This window comes from Pseudoalteromonas sp. '520P1 No. 423', assembly GCF_001269985.1.
GTDB lineage: Bacteria > Pseudomonadota > Gammaproteobacteria > Enterobacterales > Alteromonadaceae > Pseudoalteromonas.
The window spans coordinates 2050943-2065886 of record NZ_BBZB01000001.1; the positions used below are offsets into that span (position 1 = coordinate 2050943).

Consider the following 14944-nt stretch of genomic DNA (forward strand, 5'->3'; position numbering starts at 1 on the left):
CGCTTTTTTGTTTTTCTAAGTTGTATAGTGACGGTTTATTCTGAAGAAAATGTAATGACGCGAGTTATGTTTTCGTTACCTTTGGAAAAAGTAAGATAAAATATTTTACGCTTGGATTGATCCATGATTAAATTACGGCCCTTTGATCAGAGAATATATAAATGAAAATGCGTTTTGATAGCTTATCTCCTGAGCGTCTTCAAAAAAGAAAGCAAGTTCACGAAATTTGCCGATTATTTAGTAAAAGTCCTAGTAAAGGAAATTTAAAACGTTTAAAAACAATATTTGCCAGTTGTGGAGACGAGGTATTTATTGAATCAGGTTTTCATTGTGATTATGCAGATCAAATATTTTTAGCTGATCGGGTTTATATTAATATTAACTGTACCGTATTAGATGGTGGAGAGGTTCGTATAGGTGAGGATTCACTCATAGGGCCAAATGTACAGTTGCTTACGGTATCTCATGATGTTGATCCGCAAGCGCGATTAAAAAAATATAACTATGCACAAAATATTACAATAGGAAAAAATGTCTGGATAGCAGCAGGCGTTATTATTTTACCAGGTGTGACCGTTGGCGATAATAGCGTAATAGGTGCAGGCAGTGTTGTTAGTAAAAATGTTGACCCAGATAGCCTTTATCTGGGTAACCCTGCAACTAAAATAAAGTCACTTTAGCAGTCAGCTAAATTTTCTTTTAAGTCGGAGTTTTCTTTCTCTAAAACTCTGACCTTTGCCATAGCTTGCTCAGCACTTTTAGTAAGCCTTTCAAATGTGGTACTTGAGTTTTGTTTGATAAATTCAAGTTGCTCCATCAATCTCTCATTTTCTGATTTTGCGTGATAGCTCGCTGTTTGTTCATTAGTCAACTTTTCTTCTAATGTTTTAATTTTGCTAATCGCTTGCTCAGACTTGTTTGTTAATCTTTCTAAAGTAGATGTCGAGTTATTTCTAATGAAACTCATTTGCTCTATTAATTTTTGATTTTCTTGCTTCATATTTTGTAAAGCAGTTTTAGCAGCCTCAGAAAGGTGCTGTGCTTTTTCTACTGTTTCTTTTTGGGCCTTTAAAGTGTCATTTAAACTTTGGTTATGCTCATTTGCTGTTGTATTTTGCTCTTTTAAATCGTGAATTCTTGCTTCAGTTTGTTTGAGCGTTGTTTGTAAAAGAGTTTTGGCTTCGAGTGCATCATCTAAAGTGACAGTTTTTAATTTTAAATCACTTTGAGATTCAGTTAATTGAGACTGTAAATTTTCGAACTCAACTTGTGTTTCGCTTAACGTTTGGCTGGTTTTATTTAGTTCCTCAGTCATAGTGGAAGCTTGGATATTTAATTGAGAAATTTCAGCCGCATATGATTCTTTCGCTTGTGCAATATGTGATTCTTTATTTTGTGTTAGTTCTGTTATTTTTGCTTCATAATCAAGGGTAAGTTGCTGTGTTGATTGATTATGTTGTTCGCTTAATTTATTTGCTTGCGTTTCAAAAGTTTGGCTAAGCTCTAATAGCTTAGATTCATAACGCTCAGTTGTAGATGTTGAGACCACTTCATGTTTTGATATCAGATCTGAAATTTGATTGCTAAAGCTTTCTTCTAATTCAGATGTATGTTGTTCATGTATTTGTTGATTTGAAGCAATTTCATTTTCAAAGCGAGTTTTTACATTCTTTAATTCAAGCGCGTAACTTTGCTCTTTGTCATTTAGTTGTTGCTGTGAACTCGTTTTGATTTCATTTATTGTGTTTTCTAAGCCTTTAGAGGCTAAGGCGATGGATTCATTTTCTTGGGTCAATGTGTTTAACTTAGCTTCGAAACTTTGAGTCAGTTCATTGATATTGCTTTTATTAGATTCATCTAACTGTGTGATCTTACTTTCGTAATTATTTGTCAGCTCAATTGTAGTTGTTTCTAATGTTTGTTGTAAATCAGCTATCGTGTCTTGATATTGTGATTCTTGCTGTGTAATAGATGCTTCTAATTCAGATATTTGTTTAGTGAGTTGAGTAACGCGATTTTCTGATTCTTGTAGACTAGAAGCCGTATTTCTCTCAATTTCTAGAGAAAACTCTAATTGTTGTTTTGTTGCTGTATTTAAAACTTCAGCTTGATTTGATACTTCAGCTTTTAATGCATCTAAAAATTCATTGCTAAAAGTTTGTTTATTAACATTGGGATCAAGGTTGACTTGAGCAGAGTCATTTGCAGCTTCACTTCTCCACGTTTTATAGTGAATTATGACTTCAGACTTTGGTAATTGCGTTTGTTCAAAAATACGATCTAAAGATAAACCTTCTTTAGTATCATAAAGAGCATCACATATTTCTTTTATTTGTGCGTAATGAGCTGACATGAAGGTCCTATATTTTTATTATACTTTTGAATCAAGCTTTATTGTATACCCAAATAGAGTATAAGGTCTAATATCGTTTGGGACACCTAAAATCATGAATTAATTACGGTGATTTTTAATTCTTATGATAAGAAAGCTTGTCACAGTTTTATATGGTCATACTATCTGATTTAAATTTATTTTACAGAGTAAATTTAATAAAAATGAAACTTATTTAAGGTAGGAGGGTAAAATCATAAAATGGTATTAATACGAAGGTATTAAGCACAGTTACAAATGATTATAACTGTGCTTTAAAAGCTTAAATAAAATTATAAGCAATTACATGATACGCATACCAGGTTTAGAGCCTTCATCAGGATTAAGGATATGTATTTCTTTGCCACCAGGTCCAGCCGCTAATACCATACCTTCTGACATACCAAAGCGCATTTTACGTGGTTTAAGGTTTGCAACCATTACCGTAAGTTTGCCTTCGATATCTTCAGGTTGATAAGCTGATTTAATACCAGCAAAAACTTGGCGTGTTTCACCGCCTAAATCAAGTGTTAATTTAAGTAGCTTATCAGCTCCTGTCACATGTTCTGCTTTAGCGATTAAAGCAACACGTAAATCAATTTTTGCAAAATCATCAAACTCAATTTCATCAGCAATAGGATCTTTTTCAAGTTCGCCATTTGATTCTAGTACTGTGTGTGGTTTTGCTTCTAAGCTTTCTTTAGACTCTTCTAACATAGTATTTACTTTGTCCATTTCAACACGTTGCATCAGCGCTTTGAACTTAGTGATTTCATGACCTGTTAGTTGTGTTTTAGCACTTTCCCAAGTTAAATCTTCATTTAAGAATGCTTCTACGTTTTGAGCCATTTGCGGTAATACAGGTTTTAAGTAAACCATTAATAAACGGAATAAGTTAATACCTAAAGAACATACTTGGTGAGCTTGCTCTTGAGTCTCTTCGTTCTTAATTAATACCCAAGGTGCATTAGTATCAATAAATTGATTTGCTTTGTCAGCAAGTGACATGATTTCACGAATGGCACGGCCAAATTCACGAGATTCGTAGCTATTTGCGATTGACTCAGAAGCGTCTTGGAATTCAGTCAATAAAGCTTGGTCTAAAATGGTATCACTTAACTTGCCATCAAACTTCTTAGTGATAAAGCCAGCACAGCGACTTGCGATATTGACAACTTTACCAACAAGGTCTGAATTTACACGCTGTGCAAAATCTTCTAAATTAAGGTCAAAATCTGTAATGCCAGAATTTAATTTTGCAGCAAAATAATAACGTAGGTATTCAGGGTTTAAATGATCTAAATAAGTTCGGGCTTTGATAAATGTGCCTTTAGATTTAGACATCTTAGCGCCATTCACTGTTACAAAACCGTGAGCAAATACATTAGTTGGTTTACGGAATTTAGCACCATCAAGCATTGCAGGCCAAAACAAGCTATGGAAATAGATAATATCTTTACCAATGAAGTGATATAGCTCAGCTTTTGAATCTTCGCCCCAAAACTCTTCAAAATTAAGGTCTGTTTTATTACATAAATTTTTAAAGCTTGCCATGTAACCGATTGGTGCATCTAGCCAAACGTAAAAGTATTTACCTGGCTCACCTGGGATCTCAAAACCAAAATAAGGTGCATCACGGCTAATATCCCATTGTTGTAGGCCATCAGTAAACCATTCTTGCAGCTTGTTTGCCATTTCTTCTTGGATAGAGCCTGAATGTAGCCATTCTTTTAACATGCCTTCAAATGCCGGTAAGTCAAAGAAGAAATGCTCTGAATCTTTTAGTACTGGCGTAGCACCAGACATAACTGATTTTGGGTCTTTTAGTTCGGTTGGGCTATAAGTTGCGCCACATGAATCGCAGCTATCACCGTTTTGATCTATTGAATCACAACTTGGACAAGTACCAGTTACAAAACGATCTGGTAAGAAAATAGATTTTTCTGGATCAAATAATTGCTCGATAGTACGCTTTTTGATGAAGCCAGCATCATTTAGTCGTGTATAAATTAATGAGCTTAGTTCTTTATTTTCTTCTGAGTGTGTACTGTGATAATTATCAAATTTGATATTAAAATCTGCAAAATCTCTTTGTCTTTCAAAACTAACAGCAGCAACCATTTCTTCAGGTGTTATGCCTTGTTTTTGAGCGTTTAGCATAATTGGCGTGCCGTGGGCATCATCAGCACATACATAATATGTTTCATGGCCTCTCAACTTTTGGAAGCGAGACCAGATATCAGTCTGAATATATTCTAACATATGGCCTAGGTGAGTAGGGCCATTCGCGTAAGGTAACGCGCTTGTGATGAGGATTTTTCTAGGTGCCATAAATTTTTTACCGTATGTTATTTAATTTGCTTTGAGACTTAAAAATGTAATTTATAAGTATTTTAAGCACAGACTGGTTTTAATACCGTGAATGTTACATAATTTAGCGGCATTTTTCATTACCGAAACTCGAATTTCTCATCATGTTTAGTTTAAATAAGTTATTTAATCATTCAAAATCACAAAAACAGCATAAAAAAACAGCACAGGAATGTGATTTTGAAGTTTTATTACAAAAATCTCTTGAAGATTATCGTAGTGATGTATTCTCAATAGGCTTGCTTGATTGCAGTTCAATTTTAGAATTGGAGCTAGAAAAACAAGACTTGGTGATCACAGCAATCAAATTAACATTAGAATTAAACTTTCCGGCATCAGGTGAAAAAGCACATATAGAAGATTATTTATCTGATAAATTATCGCTAAAAGTTGTGCTATCTCTTACCTGTAAATTAAAAGAAGCCGCAAAAATTCATCAAATAAAACATGTTGTACTTGTTGCATCAGGGAAAGGGGGTGTTGGGAAGTCAACCACAGCAGTTAACTTAGCGGCATCATTAAAATGTGAAGGCGCAAAAGTTGGCATTTTAGATGCTGATATTTATGGACCTTCTATTCCAATCTTATTAGGCCTAGAGGGTGAAAAACCTCAAGCTAAAGATGAAAAAACTATGCTGCCTTTTGCAAAAGAAGGCATTAAATCTCAATCAATTGGATTTTTAGTACCAGCAGAAAGTGCGACGGTTTGGCGTGGACCTATGGCATCAGGCGCTTTGAGCCAATTATTAAACGAAACAGATTGGGGTGAACTGGATTACCTTATTGTAGATATGCCACCAGGGACTGGTGATATTCAATTAACAATGTCGCAGAAAGTCCCCGCAAGTGGTGTCGTTATTATTACAACACCACAGGATCTCGCGCTTGCTGATGCGCAAAAAGGCATTGCCATGTTTGAAAAGGTAAAAGTGCCAATTTTAGGGTTAATTGAAAATATGAGCCATTTTATTTGTGGTCACTGCGGGAATGAAAGCTACGTATTTGGTCAAGATGGTGGTAAAAAAATGGCACATAGGTATGGTGTTCCCTTATTAGCTGAAATTCCATTGCAATTAGATATTCGAGAATATGGTGAGCAAGGTAAAATGATTGCTGCAGATATGTCATCTAATATAGGTGAACATTACCGCAAAGCTGCAAGGCTAGTGGCAAGCCAACTTTATTACCAGCAAATAAATAAAGATACAGTTGAAATCATTATTACAGATGATTAAATTTTAAGAATTAATAGCCTGTTAGGCTGTTTTAAAAGAAAAAGGTTAAAAGTAGTAATGAGATTATCAGATCTTCACATTAAAGAAAGTTTACAAGCAGAGCACATTAAAATAGTACCTCAACCGACAGAAGAGATGATTTCAGGTATCACGGTTGACTTAAGGCTTGGTAATAAATTTAGAGTTTTTAAAGAACATGCTATGCCTTACATTGATTTAAGTGGACCAAAAGATGAGGTCAATAAATCGATGGAAGCAATCATGAGTGATGAAATTATCATTGAAGATAATGAAGCTTTTTATTTACATCCAGGTGAACTGGCATTAGCCATGACATTTGAATCTGTTACATTGCCTTCTGATATTGTAGGCTGGCTTGATGGCCGCTCTTCTTTAGCGCGTTTAGGGTTAATGGTTCATGTTACTGCGCACCGAATTGATCCTGGTTGGTCTGGTAATATTGTTTTAGAATTTTATAATTCAGGTAAATTACCTTTAGCTTTAAAACCAAAAATGAAAATCGGTGCGCTGAGTTTTGAAACTATGTCTAGTCCCGCAGAGAAGCCTTATAATGCGCGTAAAGATGCAAAATATAGAGATCAAACGGGTGCTGTTGCAAGTCGAATTAGTGACGACGAATCATAATCATATAATTCATTAATAATAAGCTTTATAAAAAAACACAAAAAGTTTCACTTTTTCTCATGTTTAACATGGCGCATTTTTATAAAGCTTCCATACTTGTATCAATGATGTTTTTATCGGTACGAATATGGCCTTACAAGGACGGTTGCTTTTAGTATTTTTTGTCAGTATCTTCTTATCTTTTAGCCTGCCTGGTCATGCTGAAGCGCTCATTCCTACAATACCCCCTATAGACTCAATTCAAAATAATGATTTAAGTATTAGCCCAACAAGCACAATTTCAGATGAATTATATTTTAAACATACACTGTGGGGCGGGTTTATTGGGATTTTACTCATAATGTGTTTTTATAATTTAGTATTTTATCGCAGCACTAAAGACCGCACTTTTATATATTACAGTTGTTACCTTTTACTTAATCTCATTATATTGCTATCAGAGCAAGGATTAACTGCGCTTTTCTATTCCCCTCAATTGATTGCCTTGCTTAAAAATAATCTTGTTTTATTTTATTTGAATGGTATTAGTGCGATTTTATTTACAGTTAATTTTTTTAGGATGCATAAACATAATTATAAAGTTTGGAAAATAGGCGTTACAATCAATTGCATTTTAGTGGGGCTTTTATTCATTAACTTTTATGTTCCTAAAATTGGCTTTTTCTTAGGGCAATCTATTATTTATACATCAATAATATTTATTTTAGTCACAAATTATAACGCTCAATATAGATATAATCGTATTTTCTTAATGAGCTGGATACCTATAATTACGTTGGATTTAATGAATTTAGTTGGTAATTATAGGGTGATTCTGCATGAGAATATTATTTATCAATTAGAACCTTTAGCAATTATTATTCAAATTCTATTAATTTCTTTTGCTTTTTCTAAACGCTATAAAGATAAAGAATTAAAGCAACTTTATTTTTCAACCCATGATCCTGTCACAGGTTTGCCCAATCGATTAGTTTTACAAAAACAATTATCTCAGCTGCAAGAAGATAAAAAAAAGCATACCTTAATTATCATCAAACCAACGACTTATGCTGATGCACGCTTAAGTTTTGGTATTAGGCATGCCAATGATTATTTAACTGAAGTTGCAAAACAATTGAATATACAATTATCAGGCTTAGATTTAGCAAGTATAGATAATAAAAATGGAGATAAAGTAAACCATATTTCGCGGTTTAATGATGATTCTTTAGCTGTGATTTTATACGATGAAATTACGACAGATTTAATTGAGCAATATGCTTTTTTAGTTAATGCAGCATTAGAAGGTGGCATCTATTTAGAAGGCACATATTTAGTGGGCAATGTTGATATTGGCATTGCGAGCTTCCCTTTACATGCATCTAATGTTGAAGAGTTACAACAAAGGGCTCTACAAGCGGTTGATTTTGCAGGTAAAAGTTCAGAGCACTGGCATATTTACCAAAATGATGGCAGTCAATTTGTGCAAAAGAAGCTTAAATTAGCGGCAGATTTAAGAAAAGCGTTAATGAATGATGAATTATCACTTTATTTTCAACCGCAAATAGAATTAAAAAATAATAACATTTATGGCTGTGAGGTTTTACTGCGTTGGCAACACCCCGAAATAGGCTTTATACCACCTGATGAGTTTATTCCAATCGCAGAATCCGCGGGATTAATTAATGATGTGACTGAATGGGTGGTTGAGCAAGCGCTCCTACACCATAAAAGTATACTTGAAGTTTTCCCTAATCATAAAACTTCAATTAATATTTCAGGGCAAGATTTAACAAAAAGAGACTTACCTGTTCAGGTTATCTCTTTATTAGCGGAGCTTGAGATAGATCCATCAACCTTAGTGATTGAGCTTACTGAGTCAGCGACAGTGAGTGATTCATTAGATGCAAATATTGTCTTAAATGACTTTAAAAAAATAGGTGTTCAAATGGCAATAGATGACTACGGAACAGGCTATTCTTCATTAGCATATTTAAGTCAGCTTAGGTTCAATGAAATTAAAATAGATAAACAATTTGTAATGGAATTAGATCAAAGTAAAAGAGACCAAACAATTTGTAAAACAACTATTGAAATGGCTAAAAGTTTAGGCGCATTTGTTGTTGCTGAAGGTGTTGAAAATGAAAATATTGCAAATATATTACAGCAATATGGTTGTGAAATAGCACAAGGATATCATTTTGGTAAACCTATGCCTTTTAGTGATTATTTTCAATGGTTGCAGCGGTATAAGCAAACAGTTAGTGCTTAATAAAGCTGCCCATCATTTTATTTAGTACATTATACAAAGGCTGAGTATCTGCATTTTCAAGCACTTCTATACTATATGCGATTGCTTCTAGCGATGACAGGCTGTCCGCTCTTTTTGCTTTTCTTATTATATATTGATTCTCAGGTAAATTAGCAAAGCTCAGTGTTTGAAATTTTAATAACCAAGGGTTTTTCATTTTTAATTTATACGCTTTTTTCCATGTGCCATCTAAAATAATTAAGTTTATTTTCTGACTATTTTCTAGGTCTAATTTTTCAACTTCAACCGCATTGTCATCTGGATATAATAAAAAGGTATTTTCTGCAGGTAAACTTTGTATTTCTTTAAAAGAATCAGGCTCTTCACCAACAAAAACGGTTAAATTAGGTAAACATAATTGTGCTAGCCTAATTGTGTTTTTTGCCGCTTTTACTTCGCTTGGATGTTGCATAACATAAATTTTTGTTTGGCAATCTATGTTAGACACCGCTTCACAAACGCAGGTTTTTAATGGGTAATGACAAAGTGCGCAAGTGGCTCTAGACATAGGATTTTAAATTTATAGTTCATTCTAAGTAAAGGTATTTTAAACTTCTAAAATGAAACTAACAATGGATTTTAATTTGGTTTTTAATACAAGTATGTTTACACTGTATTTAAGGTTACTTTGTTTTGCATTTCGTATACACCTAACAATAAAAGGAATATTTATGGGCGATCAGGTTATTGATGAAGATGCACTTTTAGGCATGAAGTCTTTATTGGGTGAGCAATTTAATGACACTTTAGATTTTTGCTACTGTGAATTCGATCGTTTAAATCAAGAGTTAGCACAATCAATCCATAATGATAATGAAAGTGCCATAAGACATGTCCATAGCTTAAAATCTAATGCAGCCCAGTTTGGTGCGTTAACTTTAGCTGAAATGGCTAAAAAAGTAGAGCATTCCCTTAATGATGGTAATTTAAATGATGCGCTAGTATATGCAGCACAATTGCAATCATTGATAGATCAAACTAAAGATAAAATTAATCTATGGAAAGGTAAATAGGGACATTGCCTACAAATATTTAATGTAGGCAAAAATCACAAAGAAGATTTTATTGGTGATCCCATGAAATATTTGAAACCAAGCCGCAATCATCGCACTTAAAGTCAAATAATTCAAACCAAGGTTCATCTAAACGCCAATCACCATCACAGCTCGGACACTTTCTTGTTTGCTCTGCAATTTTATTTAAACCACCCACACGATATAAATAATAATAAACAGGCTTTTTAGTTAATGCGCTGATCCGTTTTCTTAATGTTTGCCCTCGGCGGTATAAATCACTGTCGATATCTGCTAATTCTTTAATTGCAGAGAACTCACATCGTGTCGCACCATTGATTTGAATTTGATCACACGCTTGCCAGTCTTCTTGCCATTTGATTAAGGCTTTATAATCGCCATTTGCAATGGCTGGAAGTTTATAAAGAGGAACTGGCATAAAGTCATCGCCGCAATATACTGGGCTGCAAGTATGGACATAAGTGGTATAAATAATATAACTACTTGATTCATCTCTCGGTGCGGCGCCATTAGCATGAATATCTTGACCTATAACTTTAGTTTTTGGCTGTAACAAACCGACATCGTTTAATTTTTCTAAGCTACTTTTTACAAACGGGCTATGGTAAAGCGGGTGTAATGAATCTTGCTCAGGACACATAACGCGCGTAAGGAAATAACCATCTTTTAATACAGTAGGGAATTCTTCTCCAATAATTTGACCATTAAAGCGCAGTGCATTAACTAAGCGAATAATCGCTTTTTCAGCGGCTTCTAAAGTTGTATCTTGGTAGCAATCAAAAGTTAAATCAACAACAAACATTTATGAATTACCTGCTTTTTTTGAGTCTTTAAGTAAGGTTAAAATCAGATCTAACTTGCTTTCGATTCTATCTAACTGAGTTTGTGATTCATTTTTTTTCGGTTCTTGAGATTTTTGTTCTTGCTCATCAATTTTAAAATTATCAGGGTCGTTTTTATATCGGCCTAAAACAGAAATAATAATAGGCATAGGCACAGTTTGGCTTAATTTTCCCTTTATTAAAGCGACAGAAGGTACTTTATTTTGTACGAGTATTTTTTTTATTGCTTCAATAACAAATTGTTCCATAAGGGACTCTTAAAAAGTTAAATTGGTCAAATTAGCTAAATTTTAGCGTGAACATAATGATATAACTAGTCGTTTTTAAAACTATTAAATTTTATGTATAAGAAACAAGGCTTTAAATGTTGGCACTGATTTTGTTTAATTATTTCCTGAATCAAATTATTTATTGGATAACTTATAATGAAAAAAATATTAACCGCATTACTTTTAGTATCACCTTTAGCATTAACGGGTTGTGTCATTGCTGTTGATGGTGCTGCGGATCACTATTCAAAAGATAGTTGGGAAGTAAGGCAAGATAGTAATAGATCGATGATCAGTAATTTAGAACTAGGCCAATCTATTGATTTAATTAAAGGGAAGCTAGGGGTGCCTGATTTTTATGAAGTTTATAATAAGAACTCAGAACATACACAAGTATTATTCTATCGTACCCATAGAACAGATTCAGATAGCAAAACAACAAAAGATGAATGTCACTTTTTAAAGTTTAAAGATAATAAATTAGTTGCTATTGGCGATGGTTCGACTATTTCAAATTATTTATAAATAAAGTATTTAATATCAAGGTACTTCAATTCGATTTATCTTGATATTGCAGCTTTGTTAATTTCTTAACAAAGTATCAAACTGATCTATTATTTCACTCCAATCTCCATCTTCAGCTAATGATTCCGCTAAAAAATTCGCTTGGCCGTTATTCCAAAATGGCGCTTCACTAATATGAGTTGCACTCGCCAGTAGGTGCTCTGCAATAAATGAATTAATACCAGATTTTTAGTTGTCTAAACCAAGTTGCGAAAATAAATCTGTTAAATTGTGCAAATTTGTATCCATTTTATTTCCCAATTTTTAATTATGTTCTATATAAATATAGAACATAATAATAACAATGGAATCAATCATGGATACACTGGCAACAATACATACACCAAATGAATCTCTAAAAGCAATTTATCTTACAGCTGAAGACTTAAGTCTAGCAGCGAGTTTACTTTATCAGGCATATCATGATGATCCGCTATTAATGGAGATTTTAAACTCATCTACAAGCACGCCTGCAATATATGAAAAAAAATTAAGAGCATTGATCAGAGAAGAGCTCAACAGCTTTTGGCAGGGCCATGAACCTTTAGTGGGTTTATTTAAAGGAGATACTTTAAAAGCGGTAGCTTGTGTTTTTAAGTCAGGAAGTAAAATGAAAGCACAAAGAGTGTGGCATTGGCGATTAAAATTGATGCTGAGCGCAGGTTATTTAACGACTCAGCAGCTTATTAAGAAAGAAAAAGTTATTAGACAATCACTCGATGAATATGATTGTTATCATTTTCTTGCTTTTATAGCCGTAGCACCAGGTATGCAAAAACAAGGGTTTGGTAGTTTTTTATTACGCGCGCTAGATGATCTCATTAAAACAGATGAGGATACTTTAGGACTGGCAGTTTATGTGACTCGTGATGACTTAAAGGCTTTGTTTATTACGGATGGCTTTAAGCAAATTAAACAGCTTGAGTTCAGCAATGTCAGTGGTGATTTGTTATTCAAACTAAAATAACGTCTTTAATATAATTTCACGCTTAAGGCATAAAGGAAGTTTCAGTGTGAGATATATCCTACGTTAATGTAGGTTAGGACGTTTGTTCCCGTTTATTTCACTGATGATCTCAACTTAAGTTACTGATATTTATGTTTTTGTTGTTTATTACAATGTTAAGACAAAAATAAAATTAGCTTTTAAAGCTAATTTTATTTCATATTTCACTTAATATTAGTCCTGTAGGAAGCAAGCAGGTCATAGGAAATGACTGAAGTGTCAGGTAAGGGATTTAAGACAGATATCAAGATGATGTCACAGGGAAATAAAGGAGAAGGATAGGGAATACCAGGATGGTAAAGTATTAAATGATTTAATACTCTGTTAATTGGATTAGCGAATGTCATGGAAAGGATTAAAGACAGATATCAGGATGATATCACAGGGAAACAAAGGAGAAGGATAGGGAATACCAGGATGGTAAAGTATTAAATGATTTAATACTCGGTTAATTGGATTAGCCAATGTCATGGAAAGGATTAAAGACAGATATCAGGATGATGTCACAGGAATATAAAGGAAAGGGATTTAAGGACGTACTTTGTGTTAAATGATTTAACACTTAACAGGATGTTATGGATATTTGCATGATGCAATTAGGATGAGTTGGGAAGACTCAAAATATCAAGGATAGGCATGGAAGGTTAGGACACCTCAGGATGAGGCAAGGAATAGAGTCTGGATGACTTAGATAGGTTTTATGGATAAAACCTTTGTTATGGATACTAAAGGGAAGGCAATCGCAAAAGGTGAGTGGAAAACCTTATACATGGATGGAAAAATAAGATTGGGGCGTAGCATTGAGCTACGCCTTAGTTCTTTTTGTAGAAAAATAAATTATTTACGCTTCTAAAAAGATTTAAATTTTATGAGGTGGTACTAATACATCAACAAGCTTAATATCTTCCATTGTTAATTCTGCTTGATAGCGGCTTTGTCCATCACTTGAAAAATCAAAAATAAAAATACTTTTTAGTCCTGGCTTTCCTGTGCGTAATAATCCTAATCTTTGCTTTTTACAAGCGACATCTAATAGTTGAACTTGCAGTTTTTCAGCCTGATTTCTTGCATGAGCTTGAGCAGCCTCTGCTATTTTTCGATTTAACCAAAAAAAATAAATAACAGCTGATACTGTCATAATTAACCAAAGTGATGCCATAAAAAATCCTATTTTTTTAACTTATGAAAAAAGTTTACCAATTGCATGTGCTAACGCATCACTTCGATTTTCAACTCTCAGTAATGCTAATAACTGAGGGCGAACCGTTGGAATAGCAACTAAATCAGCAAAAATACCTGAAAATAATTCTGGGTAGTCTGTTATATGTGCCACTGCATCCATAAATAAATGCAAACGTTTTGGCTCGCTAAGACTTTGCCAAGTACGACCTGTAATAGTCAAAATGATATCAAGGTTAGTAGCTAACTCTGAGTTTAAAATGGTATCAATTAAATCGTTTAATAATGCTTGTGCCTTAGTATGAGATAAACATCTTAGGTAGTTTACTAATGCAGGTACATCTTTATTTTTGATTGCGATATGAGACAGTTCAACCAACTTTTCAGTAAGCGCTGTTGAAATTTCAACATTTTCTAACATAGACGCAAGAGGAGAGCATACCTCTACAGGTAAATCTGCAAACGCATTAATGAGACTTGTTAGGTTTTCTGTTTTATCTATTCTAAAGGCAAAGTCAGCAATACCTTGAAGAGAAAGTGATTCCCAGTCTGTAAACCCTAACTTACCACTAAAATAAAGCTGTGCTGATTCATAATAAATAGAGGCAGGTTTATTTGTTTCTACTTTCATTAAAGCATTAAATGCGGCACGTTTATTGGCATTTGGCGTAAATACATATGGATTATTATTGAGTTGTTGGCCATCTTGTTGACCGGTCAACTGTGTACCTAAGGCCTCAAGTACCATGCTCGCAAAGTGATCTCTGCTGGCTTGAACTAATTTACTTTCTTCATCCAAAGGCAGTTTTAAAAACCAAATATAGGGTTCTTCAGTTTCTTTTTTATCCCAAAATAGAATGGCGATTAATGCATGTTTTTGTAATGGAGTAGGATAAGGGATCTGGGCATTTTCAATTTTTGAAAAAGTTTCTTTATTAATTTTAGTGATACGGCGACCAATGTCATACGCACGCCATTGTGTACCAGCTGCATCTAATAAATCTGCCAATGTTGATATATTGCTATCCATTACTTAACCTTAAAAATATAAACTGATTACAATTATAATGAGTTTGTTTGATCGTGCCAATAACTTGTTATAATCAGCAAAAATAATACTTAGTCATTAAATAAAAGTA

The 14944-nt window shown here is 33.7% G+C and carries 15 protein-coding genes; 7 read left to right on the forward strand and 8 right to left on the reverse strand.

What is annotated here, in order from left to right:
* The first annotated feature begins 161 nt into the window (after positions 1–161).
* Positions 162–680, forward strand: a complete 519-nt coding sequence (locus PSA_RS09365; protein ID WP_042144761.1) for a sugar O-acetyltransferase — start codon at positions 162–164, stop codon at positions 678–680.
* Here PSA_RS09365 and PSA_RS09370 read toward each other — a convergent pair.
* Positions 677–2353, reverse strand: a complete 1677-nt coding sequence (locus tag PSA_RS09370) for a hypothetical protein (protein WP_042144762.1) — start codon at positions 2351–2353, stop codon at positions 677–679. The two genes, PSA_RS09365 and PSA_RS09370, sit on opposite strands and share 4 nt — an antisense overlap.
* 321 nt (positions 2354–2674) lie before the next feature.
* Positions 2675–4702 (reverse strand): methionine--tRNA ligase, encoded by a 2028-nt coding sequence (gene metG, locus PSA_RS09375; protein ID WP_042144764.1) that lies wholly within the window; start codon positions 4700–4702, stop codon positions 2675–2677.
* A 143-nt stretch (positions 4703–4845) separates the two neighbouring features.
* On the opposite strand from metG, the gene apbC reads away from it, so the two are divergent.
* The 3 genes from apbC (at position 4846) to PSA_RS09390 (ending at position 8872) form a co-directional block, all read left to right on the forward strand.
* A complete protein-coding gene (apbC, locus tag PSA_RS09380; RefSeq protein ID WP_042144766.1) occupies positions 4846–5976 on the forward strand; it encodes an iron-sulfur cluster carrier protein ApbC in 1131 nt (376 codons plus the stop codon).
* A 57-nt stretch (positions 5977–6033) separates the two neighbouring features.
* Complete coding sequence (dcd, locus tag PSA_RS09385; protein WP_042144768.1) at positions 6034–6621, forward strand: dCTP deaminase; 588 nt, start codon at positions 6034–6036, stop codon at positions 6619–6621.
* Positions 6622–6748: 127 nt separating this feature from the next.
* The gene (locus tag PSA_RS09390) at positions 6749–8872 is read left to right on the forward strand and encodes an EAL domain-containing protein (RefSeq protein WP_042144770.1); all 2124 of its coding nucleotides are present in this window, start codon (positions 6749–6751) and stop codon (positions 8870–8872) included.
* Here the strand turns inward: PSA_RS09390 and PSA_RS09395 are convergent.
* On the reverse strand, positions 8862–9419 hold the full coding sequence (locus PSA_RS09395) for a tRNA-uridine aminocarboxypropyltransferase (protein ID WP_042144772.1): 558 nt from the start codon (positions 9417–9419) through the stop codon (positions 8862–8864). The genes PSA_RS09390 and PSA_RS09395 overlap by 11 nt on opposite strands.
* Positions 9420–9582: 163 nt before the next feature.
* On the opposite strand from PSA_RS09395, the gene PSA_RS09400 reads away from it, so the two are divergent.
* Positions 9583–9924 (forward strand): Hpt domain-containing protein, encoded by a 342-nt coding sequence (locus PSA_RS09400; protein WP_042144774.1) that lies wholly within the window; start codon positions 9583–9585, stop codon positions 9922–9924.
* Between the two features lie 49 nt (positions 9925–9973).
* Here PSA_RS09400 and PSA_RS09405 read toward each other — a convergent pair whose 3' ends face one another.
* Complete coding sequence (locus PSA_RS09405; protein WP_042144776.1) at positions 9974–10747, reverse strand: Zn-ribbon-containing protein; 774 nt, start codon at positions 10745–10747, stop codon at positions 9974–9976.
* Positions 10748–11035, reverse strand: a complete 288-nt coding sequence (locus tag PSA_RS09410; protein WP_042144778.1) for a hypothetical protein — start codon at positions 11033–11035, stop codon at positions 10748–10750.
* Positions 11036–11212: 177 nt separating this feature from the next.
* Here PSA_RS09410 and PSA_RS09415 point away from each other — a divergent pair, with 177 nt between their 5' ends.
* Complete coding sequence (locus PSA_RS09415; RefSeq protein ID WP_042144781.1) at positions 11213–11581, forward strand: DUF3192 domain-containing protein; 369 nt, start codon at positions 11213–11215, stop codon at positions 11579–11581.
* Positions 11582–11638: 57 nt separating this feature from the next.
* On the opposite strand, the gene PSA_RS24505 is transcribed toward PSA_RS09415, so the two are convergent.
* Positions 11639–11800 (reverse strand): DUF2789 family protein, encoded by a 162-nt coding sequence (locus PSA_RS24505; protein WP_371257853.1) that lies wholly within the window; start codon positions 11798–11800, stop codon positions 11639–11641.
* 136 nt (positions 11801–11936) lie between these two features.
* Between PSA_RS24505 and PSA_RS09420 the strand changes: the two genes are divergently transcribed.
* Positions 11937–12587, forward strand: coding sequence for a GNAT family N-acetyltransferase (locus tag PSA_RS09420; protein WP_042144784.1), 651 nt, complete (start codon positions 11937–11939; stop codon positions 12585–12587).
* A gap of 898 nt (positions 12588–13485) precedes the next feature.
* Here the strand turns inward: PSA_RS09420 and PSA_RS09425 are convergent.
* Together PSA_RS09425 and PSA_RS09430 are read right to left on the reverse strand one after the other, a co-directional pair.
* Positions 13486–13785: a DUF3301 domain-containing protein gene (locus tag PSA_RS09425; protein ID WP_042144785.1), complete on the reverse strand. Its 300-nt coding sequence runs from the start codon at positions 13783–13785 to the stop codon at positions 13486–13488.
* Between the two features lie 21 nt (positions 13786–13806).
* Positions 13807–14835 (reverse strand): DUF3549 family protein, encoded by a 1029-nt coding sequence (locus PSA_RS09430; RefSeq protein WP_042144788.1) that lies wholly within the window; start codon positions 14833–14835, stop codon positions 13807–13809.
* Between the last annotated feature and the right edge of the window lie 109 nt (positions 14836–14944).

Coding starts and splice junctions, on each gene's coding strand:
- dcd (WP_042144768.1), top strand. CDS start 6,034: ATGAGATTATCAGATCTTCACATTAAAGAAAGTTTACAAGCAGAGCAC.
- PSA_RS09370 (WP_042144762.1), bottom strand. CDS start 2,353: ATGTCAGCTCATTACGCACAAATAAAAGAAATATGTGATGCTCTTTAT.
- PSA_RS09365 (WP_042144761.1), top strand. CDS start 162: ATGAAAATGCGTTTTGATAGCTTATCTCCTGAGCGTCTTCAAAAAAGA.
- PSA_RS09415 (WP_042144781.1), top strand. CDS start 11,213: ATGAAAAAAATATTAACCGCATTACTTTTAGTATCACCTTTAGCATTA.
- PSA_RS09425 (WP_042144785.1), bottom strand. CDS start 13,785: ATGGCATCACTTTGGTTAATTATGACAGTATCAGCTGTTATTTATTTT.
- PSA_RS09390 (WP_042144770.1), top strand. CDS start 6,749: ATGGCCTTACAAGGACGGTTGCTTTTAGTATTTTTTGTCAGTATCTTC.
- PSA_RS09420 (WP_042144784.1), top strand. CDS start 11,937: ATGGATACACTGGCAACAATACATACACCAAATGAATCTCTAAAAGCA.
- PSA_RS09400 (WP_042144774.1), top strand. CDS start 9,583: ATGGGCGATCAGGTTATTGATGAAGATGCACTTTTAGGCATGAAGTCT.
- apbC (WP_042144766.1), top strand. CDS start 4,846: ATGTTTAGTTTAAATAAGTTATTTAATCATTCAAAATCACAAAAACAG.
- PSA_RS09410 (WP_042144778.1), bottom strand. CDS start 11,035: ATGGAACAATTTGTTATTGAAGCAATAAAAAAAATACTCGTACAAAAT.
- PSA_RS09405 (WP_042144776.1), bottom strand. CDS start 10,747: ATGTTTGTTGTTGATTTAACTTTTGATTGCTACCAAGATACAACTTTA.
- PSA_RS09430 (WP_042144788.1), bottom strand. CDS start 14,835: ATGGATAGCAATATATCAACATTGGCAGATTTATTAGATGCAGCTGGT.
- metG (WP_042144764.1), bottom strand. CDS start 4,702: ATGGCACCTAGAAAAATCCTCATCACAAGCGCGTTACCTTACGCGAAT.
- PSA_RS09395 (WP_042144772.1), bottom strand. CDS start 9,419: ATGTCTAGAGCCACTTGCGCACTTTGTCATTACCCATTAAAAACCTGC.